Source organism: Mycoplasma sp. CSL7491-lung (genome assembly GCF_018913965.1).
Lineage (GTDB): Bacteria > Bacillota_I > Bacilli_A > Mycoplasmatales > Metamycoplasmataceae > Mycoplasmopsis.
The window spans coordinates 16,673-36,472 of sequence record NZ_JAHMHG010000004.1; the positions used below are offsets into that span (position 1 = coordinate 16,673).

Below are 19,800 nucleotides of genomic sequence, written 5' to 3' on the forward strand. Positions count from 1 at the left end.
TATAATTATCCACAAAATTAAAGTATATGGGTCTAAAAGTTAATTTTTGGTTCTGTTTTATTTTTGATTCTTAAAATATTTGGCTTATGAGAGTAAGTTATTAATGAAACTAAAAATAAAGAAATTAATGGAATTATAAAATAATAATTTATACCTGAAATGTTATTAAAAATACCAAGTTCTCCGGTAATAATTCATGGAATAAAAAGTACCACACTAGAAGAAATTGATGCACTAATGCTTGCTACTGAAACATATTTTTTAATATATAAAACTAAAAAATATATAACAACAAAAACCAAAAAGGAAATTACATTTATACTTAACATTAAACCAACAAAATTTGCGACCCCTTTTCCGCCTTTAAATTTATGAAAAACAGGAAAAACGTGACCTAACACAACCGCAAAACCACCAAATGTAGGGATTAAAATTAATTCATTGTAAATCTTATTCGCACTTTCAAATGTGTTTGAAACTTCTAAATTAATTTTTATACTATTGTTTATAAGCTTAGATATTCCGTATGATAACAATATCACAATTATAGGTTTTAAAATATCTACAACTAAAATAAAAGTACCAAAAAATTTACCATATACACGTCTAGCATTAGTAGAACCGGCATTTTTAGAGTTAAATTCGCGTAAATCTTTTTTGAAAAAATATTTACCTAATAATATAGATAAATTAATTGAGCCGACCAAATAACCAATTACAACAAAAAGCAAATTAGTTAATATAGATAAATAAATTTCCATTTTTCTCCCTTTTAAAAGTGTAATTATATAAATTATATATTTAATTTTTCTGTAATTAATTATATAATAAATACTATGAATGAACAAAAACAATTTGATGTAAAAATAGTTGAATTACCAGATAAGGTTTTAAGGAAAAATTCCTTAGATGTAGAATTACCGCTTTCTAACGAAAACATAAAATTAGCAGAGCAAATGATTTACCATATCGATGATTCACAAACAGAAGGAACAATATTTAGACCTGGTGTAGGTGTTGCTGCAGTTCAATATGGAATTCTAAAAAATGCTTTTTATATTTTTATAAAAGACGAAAAAGAAAAAGTTATTTTTAAAGATGTACTTTTTAATCCAAAAGTTGTTTTTAAAAGTAAAGAATTAGTAGCACTAAGCGAAGGTGAAGGTTGTTTATCTGTTCCTGAAGAATGACCAAATCAAGCAGGTTATGTACATAGAAGTAAAAGAATAATAGTTGATGCTTATAGTTACTTCGAAAAGAAATTTTTAAGATACGAAGTTACAGATTATTTAGCTATTGTTTTTCAACATGAATTAGATCACTTAAACGGTATGCTTTTTATCGATCGTCTAAAGAAAAAAGAACCTTGAAAAAAACTTAAAAAATCTACTTATTTATAGACAAATTATATGGAGAGGAATACAAATGAACTTAAACTACGTTAGTTACTTTTCTGAAAATAGTTCTTCAGAAAAAAGTAAAGACGCGATATCACAAATTTTAGAAAAAATTAACTCGTTTTTTACGAAGTTAGATGTACCTAGCTTAACATATATAATACCAATTGTTATTATTGCGCTTTTTGCAATATCTTTTGTTGTTGGTATGTGATTGAGAACAAAATATATTATTGCTAAAATTGCTTCAGTCGGATTAACAATTATATTTTCTATAACCGCTGCAACTTTGATGCAAAATAACGAACGTTTTAAAGAATATAAAGATGTAATACCTTTTGTAATTACATTTGCAGCTTTATTATTCTACTGATTGTTGAGGGGTATTTTCTTCTCAATCACCCTTTCAATTCACTTTTGAATGCGTAAAAGAAGAAAAAGAATTGACAAACAAAAAGGTTTTGTGACAAAGACAACAATGAGATTAATAACCGGAGCCTCAAATATGATTGCTTCATCTTTTGGTATTTTCTTATTTAGTAACGTTTTACTAAGTGCAAGCCAAAAAGACAACAGCACATCAAAGGCGAGCCAAGTTGCCGTCAAAATAATGACTGGAGGTAAGGGGGCTAGCCTTAACGGTATTGGAAATTTTGCAATATCAGTTTATCAAGTATTGACTAGTGGTGAACAATTGTTTAATGATTATATTAATAACCCTGATAATAAAGATGCTAAAGAAAAATTTGAAAAAGTTATGAAAGGGTTTACAGAAACATTAAACGATCCTAAATTAAGAAAGATCGTTTTAAATAATCTTGACAAAATACCACAATTAAAACAAATGAATGTTATAGACGATGAAACAGCTACAAAAGTACGTGCTAAAGTTACATCTGATGATCCTAGATACGTAACAGCCTCAAAAGATGAGAAAAAAGAAATTGCTACACAATACTTTGTTGATAACATTTCACAAATATATGATGAATATATTAAAGATTCATTAGACAATAAAACTAAATCAATATTAGGTAATTTCTCAACTAACTTAACAACAGAAGCTAAAGAACAACTTTCAAGTAAAATATCACAAATCATAGAAAAAAATATCCAAAGAGAAGAAAATAAAATTATAAACTTTGATAAAGTTATTAACTCTTTATTTTCAGAATTGGAAAAAAGAGAGAAACAAAAAGACAATTCTAGTGAAAAAATAGAAAATGAAAACCCTAAATCAAATAATAAAGAAAGTGAAAATAGTGGAATTTTAAAATCCATCTAAAATTTAATTATGTTTAAACCAAAACAAAATAACACAAATTCTGTTAACATCGAAACAGGTCAGATACCAGTAAATTTACAAACTTCACAAATTAACAATAGTTCTCTTTTTGTTGATCCACAAAAACAACTTAATCCATCAACATATTCGATAATAAAAAAAGAAAAAAGAATAAGATACCTTTCTTTCACTTTGTGAGGAGTATTATTCCTTTTATCTTTAGCTGCAATTGGTGTAAATTATTTTTTAAACACCGCAAAAGATCCTCATAGAGGAATAGGATGATACGTACTAATTGCATTTGTACTTTTAATTTCATTCTCCGTTTCTGTTAGAAGTTTAATTAAAATTTCAGGTTGAAAAAACGTTGAGAAAAATTACAGATCTAATTATTCTAACGGTGACGCAGCATCAAGCACAATGTTTGCTGATTTATACAAAGCATTAACTCTCAAATCATTAAGGCTTACATGAATATTCGTTTTCTTCACTACTTATTTCCTAATTTTTAACTTAGCAATAATAACACTTTATTTTGGTATAGAAGAAGTAACTATCGGACAACCTTTTAATGAAAGCGAAACAAATGGTTCACTAAATTTACACATATATTTAAACTTAGTGAAAAATCTTGATTCAACATTTGGAAATACAACTACATTGCTAGCAATTGATGGTGGTGTGTTTGTTGGAATATTTGCTTTATATTTATTCATTACTTTATACGATAAAAAAAGAATTCAAGATGTAAAAGCTCAATTTGGTACTGCTGAATCAGCAATAGCTGTAATGAAACTTGTTGAAGAAAGAAAAGCAAGTGAAAATAAAGCATGATTCAGAACATATATAATTATATTTATATTAGTTGTATTATTGCCACTTGTTTTAATAATATATCTTTCATATAGAGGAATTATTAGAAGAGGCAAAAAATAAAATGAAATTATTAGTTATACTTGAAGATAATTTTAATGACTTAGAATTAGTAACTCCGATAACAATTTGAAGTCGTTCAAATAAATTTGAAAAAATTGATTATTTTAACCCTGTACTCAAAAGCGCTAACGGACAACTAAATTTAGCTAAAATAGATAATATCCTAAATGAAGTTGATTTTAAAGATTACGATGCCATATTTATCCCAGGCGGTAAAGGTGCGCAAGTTTTAAGAAAAAACTTTAAGTCACACGAATTGATAAATAAATTTGTTAAAAATCAAAAACTAGTTTGAGCAATTTGCGACGCTCCGAATGCTCTAAAAGAAAATGATTTAATTCCAGAAAATACTAAATTCACAAGCTTTCCTAGCGAATGAAGTAAATTATTTAGATATAATAAAGATTATGAAGATACAGATGTAGTAGTATCAAATAATTTTATAACAGGAAGTTCTGCTATGACCGCTGAAAAACTAGCATATAAAGTTCTTGAAGAAATTTTTGATAAACAAACTGCAATAGATACTTATAAATCTATAATAGGAAAATAAGAAAAGTTAACATTCTGCAATGTTAACTTTTTCTATATTTAAATGTAAATATAAATTGTGTTCCGAATAAGATAAATGAAATTAATTGTCAAATTAATCCACCAATAAACGGACCAACTTCTGCGCCTCCAACAGAAGATATTATTAATAATATTCATCAAATTATTCAAACTAAGTTATTTAATTCATAAATCACATACATTCAAATTGATATACCTTTTCAATGCTTATGTCTTCAAGAAAAAATTAGCTGTGGCAAGAACGCAAATGTAGTTAATGATGGGAAAATTAATGCCATAGCAGTTTGAACATCTGCGGTTCATCTAAAGTCAGAAACATTTCTTATTATTATAAAACTTGTTCAAACTAATAGAAATATTAATAATCCTAAATATGCTATTTTCTTTTTAAATAAGCTAAACTCTTTTTTGAAATAATATAACAAACCAATCATGACTGTATATAAGAATAAACAAACTGAATTAGCAATTAATGTTGCAAATAATTTCTCACTACCAAATGATGATCAAAATGTTCACATCAATACTCCGGTATGAAAAATTCAAAACGAAACAAAATTGATATTCCCTGTTTTCTTAGTTTTAATGATGTTGATTAACTGCGGTAAACTTAAAATCATCACAAATACCGCTGCTATTCACGATAATACGTCAATTGTATAATTCATAGGACAAAATTATAACACATTATTAAATTTTAGTATTTCTATGATAGTTTCTCCTATTGCATTTGTGTTATTTTTACCAATAATTCTACTTGCGGCTTCCTTTGCATCGTCTGTTGCGTTGCCCATTGCAAAACTTAAGTTAGCATTTTTTAACATTGCAATATCGTTTCCACTATCACCAAAACTAATCAAATTTTTATGTGATAAACCTTCTAATTCTAAAACTTTTTCAAGACCCTTTAATTTATTAACACCTAAAGGGTTAATGTCAGTATACACTCCGTTGGTTAGAAAAATTGAAACCTTGTACTTATCAAGCAACTTAATAATTTCACTAGTTATCTTTTTCGCAAGTTTTTTAGGATTTCTAGTTGCGATTTGAACAATATGAAAATTATTATTTTCTATATTATTTTTCAAGTCTTGTATATTACAAATGTTTAATATATTAAGATCCATTTTATTTTCATTACTTAGCCAATTAGGTATTTTACTTTCAGGTAAAATAGTACAATTATAATCTAACGAATCTATTGTTAATACTAGTTTATTTTCATCTGAGTATTCTCTAATAATATCAAATATGGCATTATCTAATTTGCCTAACACAAAGGTTTTTTTGTTTTTTATATCGTATATAACCGCTCCGTTAGAACACACAAAATAATCAAAATTATGAATAGTATTTTTGTTAAATAAAGGTAATACTTTACTTATACCTCTTCCAGTAGCTATTACATTTAGATTACCTGATTTTTTAGACAAATTCAAAGCATTAAAATTAAATTCTGAAATGCTATTATCTTCACCTAAAATGGTTCCATCCAAATCAAAAGCAAAAAGTTTTTTCATTTATAAACTCCTATCGTTTTCTTATAAAAAGAAACATTTTTAATTATATATATTTATTTGTATTTTTTATAAAATTAAAAAATAAAACTTAATAAACAAGACACAAACTTAGATGTTTTTTTAATGAATTAATATTACTATTATAACTTTTAAACAATAATAATTATTAGTTAATGTATAAATTAAATTATTGTATAATATAAATACGCTTAAATATTATAATCTAAATAAGGAGGAAAAATGAGCAAACGTACATACCAACCTAATAAACGAAAACATGCAAAAGTTCACGGTTTTAGAGCAAGAATGAAAACTGCCAATGGTAGAAAAGTATTAGCTGCTAGAAGAGCTAAAGGTAGAAAACATTTAACAGTTTCTGACAAATAATAAAAGCACCAACATGAAAAAAATATATCGACTAAAAAAGAATTGGGATTTTCAAGAAATAATAAGTAAAAACAATTCATTACATAATAAATATATTGTTTTATACTACAAGAAAAGTAATTCTTTTAAAATGGGTATAACAATACCTAAAAAATTTGAAAATGCTGTTGGTCGTAATTTTAATAAAAGACAACTCAAGGCAATAATAAATAATTTAAATCCGTATGATTTAAATTATGATTTTGTTATTATTGCAAGAAAAGAGTTTTGTAACTCTCCTTTTTCTATTAAAAAAGTAGAAATACAAAAATTATTTGAAAGATTTAGAAAAAATGAAAAATAATAACTTTAATTATTTTAGAAACAATAACAATAGTTCGGACGAAAAAAAAGAAAAAGCTAAAAAAGGTTTTTTTAAATGAATGAAAATCATTTTATATCTTTTAATTTTTGGTCTAACTATGACAGGTTGTATTCAATCATTTGTTTTGAAAAATTCAACAACCGTTGGTAACGGTATAGAATTTTTCACAAATAAAAATGATATTGCACCTAGAGTTAATACATTCAAAGAACGTGAATATGGTAATGAAAAAACAACAACATTACCTTTAGTTGACAATGACGGAAACGATACAGAAAAAAAATTAGAAATATCAAAGCTACAAATATTAGAACAAAATGCTGATAAAAACATCTATGTTAATGATAGAGAAATTTTATCTAAATTAAGAGAACAAACCACAGAAAACGGTGGTCAATACGGTGTCGAAACTAATGGTCAAAAAATATTCTTATCCGCTATTAATATTGAAAGCCAAAAAGATAATAACAATAGATTTATTGTAGAAAAAAATGGTAGATATTTATTTAAATCTGCTAACTCAACTTCTTATAAATATGTAAACGATATTGATGATATTGTATTGCTAAGATTTTTACCTAATACCGCTATTCCATATATTGATGTAAAGAAACATAAAATAGATGTAAAATCTGCAGATAGTAAAAAAACAATACAAAAAGATGTTTACAATGTTGATAGTAAAGGAAACTTATCAGTTAACTTTATTAGTGGTTTACAATTAGTAAATAACTACAATGAAAAAGACGAAAATATTACAAACGTAAACGATAAAATTACAATTGCAAACTTTATGTTTGCTAGAGATGTTTTACAAGAATTTTATAATTATACATTTGGTAAAAATAGTAAATTTTTAAGTGATTTAAATAAATATACAATAAATAAAATTAACGACGAAGACTTTACATCAGTATCAGAATATTTTAAAAGTTTAATAAAAGACGACAAAAAAGTAATAGTTGCTCAAGATAGTGATGAAACTTTATTTGAAGTTTCTCAACCGGAATTAACATTAATTAGAATGTACCAAGAAACAATGCTTAATTATCTAAATTCTTTAGGATTTGTAGAAAAAAGAAAAGATAAAAACGACCCAAAAAGTGTAGAACAATCTAAAATTATTTCTTCTAATATTAATAAGTATAATTTTGAAGAATCAAAATTAAACGTTATTAATAAAGAATTATTGTTTAGAGGTGATTATCCTTTACAACCTATTTCTAATTGAGCACAATCGTGAGAATATGGACCATTCTATGGTTTAATAGTTTATCCATTATCAGTTGTTGTGCAATCATTACAACAATCACTACCTGATTTAAAAGGGTGAGAAGCAATTATCGCCATTGTTATTTCATTGGTTTTAACAAGATTAATAGCATTAGCATTAACTTTTAAAACTAAAATGTCACAATCATTACAAGAAGGATTAAGATATAAAAAAGCGGCAATAGAAGCTAAATATCAAGGTTTTGAAAAAAATAAACAAATGAAAATGAGAAAAAACCAAGAAATTCAAGCACTATATGCAAAATACAATATTAATCCTTTAGATCAATTTGGTAGTTTATTAATATCAATGCCTATTTTCCTTGCTATGTGAAGGGTTATTCAAGGTATTCCTGAAATTAAAGATACAGTTTGATTAGGATTAAACTTCTCTTCAGTTTCATTCCAAAAAGTTATGGGTGGAGACTTTAGTTATCTATGAATTTTAGTACTAACTATAGCAATCCAAATACTTTCTCAATTATTACCACAATTCTTAAATAGAAAAAAATTCAAAAGAACTACAACAATCTCAGAAAAGAACGCGCTTAAAAAATCAGAAAAAACTCAAAAAATTATGGTCGCGGTGTTCGCAATTATTACAATTATGTTCGGAGTTGGTGTTCAAATTTATTGATTATTCGGTGGATTATGACAAATGCTTGAAGTTCTTTCATTACACAAACTTAAGAAAACAAAATGGTTTAAAGAAAAATATTCTAAAAAACTAGCTAGAAAATCATAAAAATGACTTTAGCAAATGCTTAGTCATTTTTTATATGCAAAATCATAAAAATTTATTAAAAAATATATATAAAATAAATGCAAATTTTAACTAACAAAATACTTATTTTTACGCTATTTTTTGCTTTGTTGATATATCAAGAATTTAAACAAAATTTAATGCTAAAAACGCTTATTTTATATAATACTATCACTATGAATTTAAGAAATAAATCAAGCAAATTCTACATAAATTTCGATAAAGAATATTCATATCAAAAAAATGATTTAGGTGTTTTATTTAAAAACAATCTAATTCAAGTTAAGATTTGGCAACCAATTGCTAAAAATGTAGAATTATTAATTTTCGACAAAAACGATAAAGAAAAAATAATAAATACATTACAAGGAACTAAAGAAAAAGTAATTTGAAAATTTGAGTTACCACTCGAATTTGAAAATTTCTTATATCAATTTAAAATTACCCATAGTAACGAAAGCGAAACCTACGCGTTAGACCCTTACGCTTATTCGTTGGCTTCTTTTGACTGAAAAGGTGAAGAAACAAAAGTTGGAAAAGGTATTTTACTTAATATTAATTCAGACAAAAATGGAAACAAACCAAAAAAACTAATTTGAAGAAAAAATAATTACGTAGATGCAAGTATTTATGAATTACATGTTCGTGATTTCACAAGCGCTTTAAATCAAAAAGATTTTAAATCCAGACTCGGAACATTTAATGCATTGAGAGAACACAATTTATTTAGATACGTAAAAGACCTAGGAATTACACACGTTCAATTATTGCCTATTCAATCTGCTTACACCGTTAATGACAACGAAACAAAGATATACAAAAAAGGTGAAGGTAAAGGATGAACAACAAATTACAATTGAGGTTATGATCCGCATAATTACTTTACAATCAACGGAATTTATTCTTCAAATCCTGATGACCCACACGCTAGAATTAAAGAACTTAAAAAATTAGTTCAAGATGCCCACAATAATGGTGTTGGGGTTATTATGGATGTTGTTTATAATCACATGATGACTAATTCTATTTATGATAATATACTTCCAGGATATTATTATAGAGATAACGCTAAAATAACTCCTGTTAATTATGCGCCTTTAGCAGATGAGCGTTATATGGTTAGAAAAATAATGGTGGATTCTTTAAAGTATTTTGTTAAATATTTTAATATTGATGGTTTTAGATTTGATCTTTCATCATTCCATCACAACGAAACAATCGATTATATTGCTAAAGAATTACGTAAAATTAATCCTAATATAATTTTACACGGAGAAGCTTGACCATTCTCTGATTTAAAATTTAAGGATTCATATATTAAAGGAGTAAAATCAAATAATATTGGATTTGGTTACTTTAACGATTCTCTTAGAGATGCGATTAAAGGATACGAACACAATGATTTTAAACCAGGATTAATATCCAAATATGATAAAACACTATTTAAAAGATACGTTACATCGATTGTTGGTGGTATTAAAGATTTTAATTTCGGCAACGCAAAACACTCACGCGAAAAATATGTTTTATATTCAGATGATATAGCAACAAATTTAGCCTACGCTGCTTGTCATGACGGTATGACACTTTGAGACAAAATTAATACAACTACTACTAATTTAACTTTTATAGAACGTATAGAAACTTATCGTCAAGCTTTAATGATGACCACTTTCACCCAAGGAAGACAATTTATTTTAGCTGGTACCGAATTATTACAAAGCAAGCCGTGTGATTACTCTGGTGAAGAAGGGTTTAAATGTAAAGTTTCAGAGTATGATGATTTTAATGAAAAACCAGACAAAAATTCGTATCATCCAAACTCATACAAAACAACAGATTATGTAAATGCTATCAAATGAGAACATCTTGATAAAGAAGGTGTTAAAGAGTTTATATATGACTTCTTCAAAAAAATAAATAACTTTAGAAATAAAACAAAATTCTTTAGATTAGCAACAAACGAAGAAATTAATAAATCATTAAAATTTACAAAAACAAATATTCAAAAAGGGATTTTAAGTTTTACAATTTCACTAAATAATGAAACAATCGAAGTAATACATAACTTTTCGAACCAAGAAATTAATTACAAATTAAATGATGGCGACAAAATATTATTTAATTCAAGAATAAAATTTAAAAAAGGAATTTTAGATAAAAATTCTTCAATATTATTAAGGAGAGCATAATGAAAAATGTAATTAAATTAAAAGATAGAGTTATATATCAAATTTTTCCTAGATCATTTTATGATTCTAATAATGACGGAGACGGTGACTTAAAAGGAATTACAGAAAAGTTAGACTACTTAAAAGAATTAGGAATTGATAGTATATGATTAACACCAACATACGAAACAAATTTCGTAGATGCTGGTTATGATGTTTTAGATTATAAGTCAGTATGAAAACAATTCGGAACTTTAGAAGACTTTAAAGAAATGGCTACTAAGGCAAAAGAATTAGGAATTGACATTATAATGGATATTGTTTTAAATCATGTTTCAAATGAACATGATTGATTTAAGAAAGCAATAGAATCTAGAGATAACATAGAACACAATTATTTTATTTGAAGAGATAAATTAAATGACGAAGAAAAGAAAGCTCAAAGCATTTTTGGTGGTTCTGCATGAGAATTTGTTCCTAGTGTAAATAGATATTATTTCCACTTATTTTCGAAAGAACAAGTAGACTTAAATTGAGCACATCCAGACACAATTAAGGCTATGGTTGATGTTATTAACTTCTGATATGATTTAGGTGTTCGCGGATTTAGATTAGATGCAATTAAACACGTTGCAAAGACATTTGATGATGTTAATGCAAACCCATATTTTGCATGGTGTGATGGTGCAGTTGATTATTTAAAAGCGTTCAATCAACAAGCTTTCTTTGATAAACCTGACGCTTTCACTTTAGGTGAAGCAAGTGGTATTACTGCGGAAGAATTATTAAAATACGGTGATGGAGAATCAAAAGTTTCTCAAAACTACTACAATTTCTCATGATGATGAATTGGTTGAAGCAACAAGACCGGAAGAAATGGTTTTGATGCAAACTGAGATTACAAACAATTTGTTTATCAACAACAACCTTTCCAACATAATGAAAAAATTAAACCTGAAATGTTTACTAACTTCTTGTCAAATCATGACACTTCACGTAGTATTTCTCGTTGAGGTGATGAATCTATTTTTAGAGAGGAATCTGCAAAATCTCACGCTTTAATGCTAATGACCTTAAAAGGTATTCCATGTATTTATTATGGAGAAGAAATAGGTCTATTAAATACACATTTTGCAAATAGAGATGAATTTAGAGACGTGGACGTTGCTAACGGATTTGCAGATTTAGTGGACCAGAAAAAAGTTTATAGTGAAAGTGAATTTATAAAATATTTAAATATAAATTCTCGTGATGCTGGTCGTTCACTAATGCAATGAGATAATTCAATAAACGCTGGGTTTAATAAAGGTAATAAACCATGATTTATTTTAGGTAGAAACCAAAAAGAAATTAATGTTAAAGATGCTTTGGATGATAAAAATAGTATTTTCTACTTTTATAAAGAATTAATTTCGATGCGTAAAGATAAATTTCATGATGTTTTAGTTGACGGTACTTCAAAAATAGAATTATTATCAACTGGAGTAGCAAAAATTACAAGAAAATTTGAAGAACAAGAATTAATTGCTATATTAAATATTACAAACAAAGAATTAATTTTAGATGAAGAATTAAAGGGATATACACAGCTTTTATCTTCATATAAAGATAACAAAATAGTTGCTAATACGTTGAGACCATTTGAATCAATATTATTAGCCATGAAAGAGGTTTAAAATGAAAGACTTTTTAAAATATGATTTAGAAAATAAAACAGTTACACAAGTTAAATTTGATCGTAATGTAACAGCTAAAACAGAAAGTATTTTTGCTTTAGGTAACGGTTATATGGGTATAAGAAGTGCTGATGAAGAAAAAGCTTCATATAACAAAGAAGATTTTTTCGTAAACGGTATGTTCAATAAAGATACAAAAGATGATGTATCAGAATTAGCTAATTTAGCAGATTTAATGACTACTCCTATTTTTATGAACGGCTTACAATTTGATCTTAAAAATAGAGATGAATATTCAAAAACACTTTACATTCGTGAAGGATATTTAAAAAGAACTGTAGTCGCAAAAAGAGGAAGTGGAAAATTTGAATTCAATTTTGAGCGTTTTGTTTCAAACGCAGATGCAAATGTATACGGACAAAAAATTACAATCAAAGTTTTAGAAACACCAGAAAACAATTCTGTTAAACTTACTCTTAAACCTGCGATTAACGGTCAAGTAACAAATAGTGGTACTCAACACTTTGGGGAAGGTAAAAAAGCAAGACCTACTACCGAATCATTGCAAATGGAACAAGAAACAACTTTATCTAAAAAACTTGCTGTTCACAATATGATTACTAGATTATTTGTTAATGGTAAACGTATAAAAGGTGGACATGACGATTATGTTGTAGAAATGCAACGTCGTTATGTCGGATTTAAAATTAATGTCGATGTAAAACCGGGTGATATTATTGTTTTAGAAAAACTTATGTCAGTCCACACAAGTGTAGATGGTAAAAAATTCTTACTTAAACATGATATTGTTAAAGAAAACGCAAACCTTAAACATGCTGAACTTTTAGCTCAAACATACGATAACTTAAAAGAAGCATCAATTAACACAATGGATGAAAGAGTTTGAAAACAATTCTACGTTCAAATCAAAGGTGAAAACGAAGAAAGTAAATACGATTCACTTGCTTTAGATTTTGGTATTTTCCACTTAAACGGTTTTGTCCCAAGACATTCAACAAATATGAATGTAGGTGCAAAAGGACTTTCTGGAGAAGGTTACCAAGGACACACATATTGAGATACAGAATTCTTTATTAATCCTATTTACTTATTTAATGAACCAAAAATTGTTAAAAACTTATTAACATATAGATATAAAGGTATTCAAGGAGCTCGTGCTAAAGCAAAAGAAGTTAAGGAACGTGAAGAAGAAAGCAACTTATTAGGTGCGCAATTCCCTTGAGAAATGGCGTGACCTACTGAGGGAGAAGTGTGTCCATATTGAGGTCAAGCAGATGTTGCTACAGGTAAACAAGTTCCTATCGCTTCAAGACGTCAAGAAATTCACGTTTCCGCAGACGTTGCTTATGCAGTTAACCAATACTATAATGTAACTAAAGATGAGAAATTTATGGAAAAAATGGGATTCGAAATGATTATCGATACAGCCATTTTCTATCAACATAGAGCCGAACTTCAACCAGATGGAAGTTATGAAATTAAAGATGTTATGGGTCCTAACGAATACAAAGGTAACATAGACAATAATGCATACATCAATATGTTCGCAAAACAAAACATTGATTTAGCATTAAAATACATAAAATACTTAAAAGCTAAAAAACCATATGTGTGAGCATCTATCAAACAAAAAATACCGTACGCAATTAATGTTTCAAAATTAAAAGAAGTTTCTGAAAAGTTAGTTCAACAAAAACCAAATCAAGATTTAATTATTGCAGAAAATGATCAATTCTTAAAATTACCTAAAATAGATGTTTTACCATTCCAAATGCTTGGAGATGCTGGTAAAAAACTATTTAACACTACAGAAGGTATTAAGCGTTTATCATCTCAATTAGTAAAACAAGCAGACGTAGTTTTACTAACAAACATATTGCCACACCTATATTCAAAAGAGGTTCGTGAAGCAAACTTTAATTACTACGAACCACTTACAACACATGATTCATCATTATCTCCTGCAACATACGCAATTGAAGCAGCAAGACTTAAAAAAATTGATAAAGCTTATGATATTTTTAAATACGGAATTAATATAGATTTAGGCCCAGCAATGCATACTTCAAATGCCGGGATTCATGCAGGTTCATTAGCAGCAATCTACCAAATGATAGTGTTTGGATTCGGTGGACTTGATTGACATGATGATAAATTACATTTAGATCCAATTTTACCTAAAGCATGATCAGGACTAACATATAGATTTAAATATCAAGGAACATTATTTGAAGTTATTCTAGAAAAAACACAATTTAGTATTAAAACAATTGGTACATCAAGATTTGACGGTGTAATATATGTTCATGGTAAAAAAGAATACATTACAAATAAACCAACATTATTCGAGGTAAAAAATGACTAAAATTAAAGGATTTATTTTTGACTTAGACGGTGTTATTACTGATACAGCAGTTTTACACTTTAAAGCATGAAGAGAAATAGTTAAGGAATTTGGGATTGATTATACAAATGATGATAATGAAAAATTAAGAGGTTTACCAAGATTAGATACACTTAAAGCAATTATCAAAATTAAAAAACCTGATCTTGTACTATCAGAATCAGAAATGAATGATATCGCAACAAGAAAAAATGATTTATATAAAGTTTTATTATCTACAGAAATTAATAAAGAATCATTATTACCAGGGATAGGTAAGTTCTTAACAGATGCTAAAGATGCAGGAATTAAATTATCAATTGCTTCAAGTAGTTATAATGCACCTACAATTTTAGATAAATTAGGAATCAAAGAAATGTTTGATTTTATCGTTTATCCTGGGGATGTTAAAAACGGAAAACCTGCACCGGATATCTTTATTCAAGCAGCTAAAGGTGTTAATTTATCAGTGGATCAATGTATTGGATTTGAAGATGCTCCAGCGGGTATTCAAGGTATTAAAGATGCAAACATGTATGCTGTAGCTATTACACACGGATCATCTGAAGATTTTTCAAAAGCCGATACAATCTACAAATCAACTTCAGAGTTAGATTTTCAAACAATTATTAAATTAAAATAAAACTAAAAATCAGGATACTAGATATCTTGATTTTTTAATAAATTAATTAAATTTTATAAACTATCGAAAATATTTAATAAAAAATATCATCATTTAATTTTTTATATTATAATAATATTGCTCAATTAAATATTTTTATAAATTAACTTATAAAAAAGATAAATTTATGTTATACTATACTTACTACAAAAAAATAATTAATTTTTTACAAATTCTTTTTTTGTAGTATAATACTATAGCCTAAAAAATAAGTTGGAGAAGTAGCTCAGCTTGGTAGAGCACTACATTTGGGCTGTAGTGGTCGCAGGTTCAAATCCTGTCTTCTTCACCATTTATGGGGGGTTAGCTCATTTGGCTAGAGCGCCTGCCTTGCACGCAGGAGGTGGTGGGTTCGAATCCCATACTCTCCACCATATATGGCACTGTAGCTCAGTTGGTTAGAGCATCCGGTTCATACCCGGAAGGTCAAGAGTTCGACTCTCTTCGGTGCTACCAAAAATAACTATAAATCCATTATATTTATTGGACCTATAGCTCAATGGTTAGAGCAACCGGCTCATAACCGGTTGGTTACAGGTTCGAGTCCTGTTAGGTCCACCAATAAAATGGGTGATTACCCAAGTCCGGCTGAAGGGAGCAGTCTTGAAAACTGCCAGGGGCTTCACGGCCCGCGGGGGTTCGAATCCCTCATCACCCGCCATTTTTATAGTTTATTAATTTTTATATCGCGGAGTGGAGCAGTTTGGTAGCTCGTCGGGCTCATAACCCGAAGGTCACAGGTTCGAGTCCTGTCTCCGCAACCAAATGGTCCAGTGGTAAAGTGGTTTAATACGCCTCCCTGTCACGGAGGAGAACGCGGGTTCGATCCCCGTCTGGACCGCCATTTATGGCCCTGTAGCTCAGTTGGTAGAGCAACAGATTGAAGCTCTGTGTGTCGCTGGTTCGATTCCTGCCGGGGCCACCATTCAAAATAACTCTATTTTGGAAGCTACATTTTAGCTTATAAAATAGAGTTATTTTTTTATTTTATAATATATAATTAAAAATATTTATAAATAATCTTTGTGGAGAAAATATGAATTATAAAAAAACATTAAACATGCCTAAAACTGATTTTGAAATGAGAGCAAACCTAACTCAAAAAGAATCTAAATTTAGAGAACTTTGAGCAACAAGCGAAGTTTATAAAAAAGTTTTAGAAAAAAACAAGAACAATCCTCGCTTCATTTTACATGATGGACCTCCATACGCAAACGGAGATATCCATGTTGGACACGCTTTAAATAAAATTTTAAAAGACATAATAGTAAGATACAAAACACTTAGGGGTTTTTATTCTCCTTTTGTTTTTGGTTGAGATACTCATGGTTTACCAATAGAACACAAAATGTTGACAGAGGCAAAATTAAATAAAGATGAACTAAGTCCTATTATTATTAGAAAAAAAGCTGCTAAATACGCTTTAAAACAAGTAGATAAACAATTAAAACAATTGGAATTACTTCAATTGTTTACCAACTATGATAAAAAATATATAACACTTGATAAAAAATATGAAGTTAAACAATTAGAAGTATTGAAGAAGCTTGTTTTCGATGGTTTAATTTATAAAGGCCTTAAACCTGTCTATTGATCACCAAGTTCACAAAGTGCTCTAGCAGAATCAGAAGTTGAATACCAAGATGTTGTTTCACCTTCTATTTATGTTTCTTTCAATGTCGTTAGTTCTACTTTTAAATCAATTAAACCAAATGATAAAATTATAATTTGAACAACAACACCATGAACATTATTGGCAAATGCAGGTGCTGCTTTAGGTGAAAAAATAGAATATAATGTTTTGTCATATCAAGACCAACGTTATATTGTTGCTAAAGAATTATTAAACGAATTTGTTTCAAAGTTAAATTGAGAAGGATATGAAATTTTAGAAACATTCATTGGTTCTGAAATTGAGAATCATTCAATTTTATATAACACACCTATAACAAAAGTTGAAGCTCCTTTAATTTTAGGTCACCACGTAACAACAGAATCTGGTACTGGTATAGTGCACATTGCACCTATGTTTGGTGAAGATGACTATTTAATTGGTAAAAAATACAATTTAAATATGATAATGCATATTTCGGATAAAGGATATATCGAAAATACAAATACACAATTTGATAATATTTTTTACGAAGATGCCAACAAATTAATTGGTCAATTTTTAGGTTCGGATTTATTACATTTTAGTCGTTTTAAGCACTCATATCCACACGATTGAAGAACACACAAACCAATAATTTATCGTGGGACACCACAATGATTTGTTTCAATTGATAAAATAAGAGATAAAATACTTTCAGAAATTGAAAATAACGTTACTACATATCCTGAATGAGCGCACAAAAGACTTTATAATATGATTTTAAATAGAGGTGATTGAACAATTTCAAGACAAAGAACTTGAGGTGTTCCGCTAATCTTCTTTTACGATCAAGATAAAAACCCTGTATTTGAAGAAGAAATTTTTGACTATGTAATAAATCTTGTTTCACAGTTTGGAACAGATGTTTGATGAGAAAAAGAAACTGATGAATTATTACCAGAAAAATATCGTGGAAAAGGCTTTACTCGTGAAATGGATATAATGGATGTATGATTCGATTCTGGTGTTTCAAGCATCGCTGTAGATATTGATGATGAAAACGGAATTAAACCTCCTTATGATTTATATTTAGAAGGTACAGATCAATATCGTGGTTGATTTAACTCTTCAATCATTAATTCTGTGGCGTTCAACGGTTTTGCGCCTTATAAAAAAATAGTTTCACATGGATTCACTGTTGATAAAAAAGGTGAAAAAATGTCTAAATCTAAAGGCAATGTTATTAACCCTCTTGATATAGTTAAAAAACGTGGAGCAGACATTTTGAGATTATGAGTTGCTAATTCTGAATACTCAAACGATATTTCTATTTCCGATGAAATACTAGATCAAAATACCGAAATTTACCGTAGAATTAGAAACACAATTAAATTCTTATTAGGTAACTTAAATAATTTTGAATACGACTCAGAACTAGAACGTACAGGAATTCATTTGTATATTAAAAATCAATTGGAAAATATTAAAGAAACTATTTTTAAAGCTTATGACGAATATAAATTTATCAACGTTATTAAAATATTAAACAACTACATAGTCGATCTTTCTAGTTTTTATTTAACAATAACAAAAGATATTTTATATGTTCAAAAAATTGATAACCCTGAAAGAATTATGGTTTTAACTAATCTTTATGAAATAACTGAATTCTTAGTACACATAATTGCCCCTATTTTACCAACCACATCAGAAGAAGCCTTTTCATTCTTTAATAGCAAGAATAAACCAATTTTACTAATGCTTTCAGAATATATGAACAATAATGAATTTAAGTACGATAATGTTATTTTAGAAAAATATCAAGAATTTTTCGAATTACGTGACGAAGTTAATGTCCTAATAGAAAAAGAAATTAAGAGCGGTCTAATTAAACGTTCAAATGAAGCACATTTAATTTTAAACACTAATTCTGATTTAATTAAATCACTAGATTTAAAAACATTATTAATGGTTGGTAAAGTAACTTTTGACAATACAAAAGAAACACAGATAATAACATTTGAATCTTTAAAATGTGAAAGATGCTGAAACCACTTCGAGGAAAATGATTTCGATAAAAGCAATAACATTTGTTTAAGTTGTTCTAATATCGTAAAGGAATTTCCTTTAGATGAACTGGAAGATTAAAAATTCACTACAAAAAATTTATCAAAATAAAAAAAGAATTTTAGCTAGTTATATAGTTATATTTGTAGTGTTTATTATTTTCTTTTCTATAGATCAACTAACAAAGAATTTATTATTTAAACACGGTGATATTTTTACACTAAATAATGAAGGATTAATAACAGACGGAAATAATTATTTCCTTCCTGAAAAAATATATCAAAGCCCAAGTCAATGATTGGATTATAAAATTATTGGTGTGCGTAGCATTTGACATGGAGGAGTAACCTTTTTAACTACAAGAAATACCTTTATAATACAATTTATCGGTATAGTAGTTGCAATATTAGTTTTAATATCTGTTCTTTTTTGGCAAAAGCAAAGATTTGTTTTAGCTTTCTTATTAGGTTTGGTTTTAGCCGGAGATATAGGAAACGCAATGGATAGATTTATATTTAATGGATATGTAAAAGATGTATTTTATACTCCTTTTGCACAAAGCCGCGGGACATTCAATTTTGCCGATTTATGTATTTTTATCGGAATTATTTCAACAATAATATACTCTTTATTCATTAATTTCTTAGAACATAAAAACGAAAAGAATAACAAAAATCAAAAATTAATCATTAAATAATTTAAATATCAA

17 protein-coding genes and 8 tRNA genes are annotated in these 19,800 nt (G+C 27.8%); 22 read left to right on the top strand and 3 right to left on the bottom strand.

From position 1 onward, the window contains the following. Positions 1 to 32: 32 nt before the first annotated feature. Positions 33 to 761 (bottom strand): glycerol-3-phosphate 1-O-acyltransferase PlsY, encoded by a 729-nt coding sequence (gene plsY, locus KQ876_RS03130; RefSeq protein WP_216490234.1) that lies wholly within the window; start codon positions 759 to 761, stop codon positions 33 to 35. 75 nt (positions 762 to 836) lie between these two features. Between plsY and def the strand changes: the two genes are divergently transcribed. From def to KQ876_RS03150, 4 genes are read left to right on the top strand one after another with little or no spacing between them, the layout of a single operon-like run. Further along, positions 837 to 1,400 (top strand): peptide deformylase, encoded by a 564-nt coding sequence (def, locus tag KQ876_RS03135; protein ID WP_216490236.1) that lies wholly within the window; start codon positions 837 to 839, stop codon positions 1,398 to 1,400. Positions 1,401 to 1,425: 25 nt separating this feature from the next. Beyond that, entirely contained in the window at positions 1,426 to 2,682 is a 1,257-nt protein-coding gene (locus tag KQ876_RS03140; protein ID WP_216490238.1) for a hypothetical protein, read from the top strand. Positions 2,683 to 2,691: 9 nt separating this feature from the next. Beyond that, complete coding sequence (locus KQ876_RS03145) at positions 2,692 to 3,618, top strand: MSC_0882 family membrane protein (protein WP_205852134.1); 927 nt, start codon at positions 2,692 to 2,694, stop codon at positions 3,616 to 3,618. 1 nt (position 3,619) lies between these two features. Continuing rightward, positions 3,620 to 4,171: a DJ-1/PfpI family protein gene (locus tag KQ876_RS03150; RefSeq protein WP_205852411.1), complete on the top strand. Its 552-nt coding sequence runs from the start codon at positions 3,620 to 3,622 to the stop codon at positions 4,169 to 4,171. A gap of 22 nt (positions 4,172 to 4,193) precedes the next feature. On the opposite strand, the gene KQ876_RS03155 is transcribed toward KQ876_RS03150, so the two are convergent. After that, complete coding sequence (locus KQ876_RS03155) at positions 4,194 to 4,625, bottom strand: PQ-loop domain-containing transporter (RefSeq protein ID WP_216490240.1); 432 nt, start codon at positions 4,623 to 4,625, stop codon at positions 4,194 to 4,196. Here KQ876_RS03155 and KQ876_RS03160 point away from each other — a divergent pair. After that, positions 4,624 to 4,854: a hypothetical protein gene (locus KQ876_RS03160; RefSeq protein ID WP_216490242.1), complete on the top strand. Its 231-nt coding sequence runs from the start codon at positions 4,624 to 4,626 to the stop codon at positions 4,852 to 4,854. The genes KQ876_RS03155 and KQ876_RS03160 overlap by 2 nt on opposite strands. Before the next feature lie 14 nt (positions 4,855 to 4,868). Here the strand turns inward: KQ876_RS03160 and KQ876_RS03165 are convergent, their stop codons facing one another. Further along, positions 4,869 to 5,711, bottom strand: coding sequence for an HAD family hydrolase (locus KQ876_RS03165; protein WP_216490244.1), 843 nt, complete (start codon positions 5,709 to 5,711; stop codon positions 4,869 to 4,871). Positions 5,712 to 5,951: 240 nt separating this feature from the next. Here KQ876_RS03165 and rpmH point away from each other — a divergent pair, with 240 nt between their 5' ends. The 17 genes from rpmH (at position 5,952) to KQ876_RS03250 (ending at position 19,788) form a co-directional block, all read left to right on the top strand. Beyond that, positions 5,952 to 6,098, top strand: coding sequence for a 50S ribosomal protein L34 (gene rpmH / locus KQ876_RS03170; RefSeq protein ID WP_205852138.1), 147 nt, complete (start codon positions 5,952 to 5,954; stop codon positions 6,096 to 6,098). A 13-nt stretch (positions 6,099 to 6,111) separates the two neighbouring features. Further along, entirely contained in the window at positions 6,112 to 6,441 is a 330-nt protein-coding gene (gene rnpA / locus KQ876_RS03175; protein WP_205852139.1) for a ribonuclease P protein component, read from the top strand. Beyond that, on the top strand, positions 6,431 to 8,479 hold the full coding sequence (yidC, locus tag KQ876_RS04475; protein ID WP_216490246.1) for a membrane protein insertase YidC: 2,049 nt from the start codon (positions 6,431 to 6,433) through the stop codon (positions 8,477 to 8,479). The genes rnpA and yidC overlap by 11 nt, the downstream gene beginning before the upstream one ends. Positions 8,480 to 8,673: 194 nt before the next feature. Next, a complete protein-coding gene (locus KQ876_RS04480) occupies positions 8,674 to 10,689 on the top strand; it encodes an alpha-amylase family glycosyl hydrolase (RefSeq protein WP_216490248.1) in 2,016 nt (671 codons plus the stop codon). Next, entirely contained in the window at positions 10,689 to 12,344 is a 1,656-nt protein-coding gene (locus KQ876_RS03190; protein ID WP_216490252.1) for an alpha-amylase family glycosyl hydrolase, read from the top strand. Before KQ876_RS04480 ends, KQ876_RS03190 begins: the two co-directional genes overlap by 1 nt. A gap of 1 nt (position 12,345) precedes the next feature. Next, positions 12,346 to 14,730, top strand: a complete 2,385-nt coding sequence (locus KQ876_RS03195) for a glycosyl hydrolase family 65 protein (RefSeq protein ID WP_205852405.1) — start codon at positions 12,346 to 12,348, stop codon at positions 14,728 to 14,730. Beyond that, a complete protein-coding gene (gene pgmB, locus KQ876_RS03200; protein WP_216490254.1) occupies positions 14,723 to 15,391 on the top strand; it encodes a beta-phosphoglucomutase in 669 nt (222 codons plus the stop codon). The genes KQ876_RS03195 and pgmB overlap by 8 nt, the downstream gene beginning before the upstream one ends. A 254-nt stretch (positions 15,392 to 15,645) precedes the next feature. After that, positions 15,646 to 15,722 (top strand) — tRNA-Pro (locus KQ876_RS03205). A 5-nt stretch (positions 15,723 to 15,727) separates the two neighbouring features. Further along, positions 15,728 to 15,804, top strand: a tRNA-Ala gene (locus tag KQ876_RS03210). Positions 15,805 to 15,809: 5 nt separating this feature from the next. Next, positions 15,810 to 15,886, top strand: a tRNA-Met gene (locus tag KQ876_RS03215). Positions 15,887 to 15,915: 29 nt separating this feature from the next. Further along, positions 15,916 to 15,991 (top strand) — tRNA-Ile (locus KQ876_RS03220). A 7-nt stretch (positions 15,992 to 15,998) separates the two neighbouring features. Continuing rightward, positions 15,999 to 16,091: transfer RNA gene (locus KQ876_RS03225), tRNA-Ser, on the top strand. A gap of 26 nt (positions 16,092 to 16,117) precedes the next feature. Then, positions 16,118 to 16,194, top strand: a tRNA-Met gene (locus KQ876_RS03230). Between the two features lie 3 nt (positions 16,195 to 16,197). Beyond that, positions 16,198 to 16,274: transfer RNA gene (locus KQ876_RS03235), tRNA-Asp, on the top strand. Positions 16,275 to 16,279: 5 nt separating this feature from the next. Beyond that, positions 16,280 to 16,355: transfer RNA gene (locus tag KQ876_RS03240), tRNA-Phe, on the top strand. Between the two features lie 111 nt (positions 16,356 to 16,466). Next, on the top strand, positions 16,467 to 19,172 hold the full coding sequence (ileS, locus tag KQ876_RS03245) for an isoleucine--tRNA ligase (RefSeq protein ID WP_216490256.1): 2,706 nt from the start codon (positions 16,467 to 16,469) through the stop codon (positions 19,170 to 19,172). Then, positions 19,156 to 19,788: a signal peptidase II gene (locus KQ876_RS03250; RefSeq protein WP_216490258.1), complete on the top strand. Its 633-nt coding sequence runs from the start codon at positions 19,156 to 19,158 to the stop codon at positions 19,786 to 19,788. The genes ileS and KQ876_RS03250 overlap by 17 nt, the downstream gene beginning before the upstream one ends. The last annotated feature ends 12 nt before the right edge of the window (positions 19,789 to 19,800 follow it).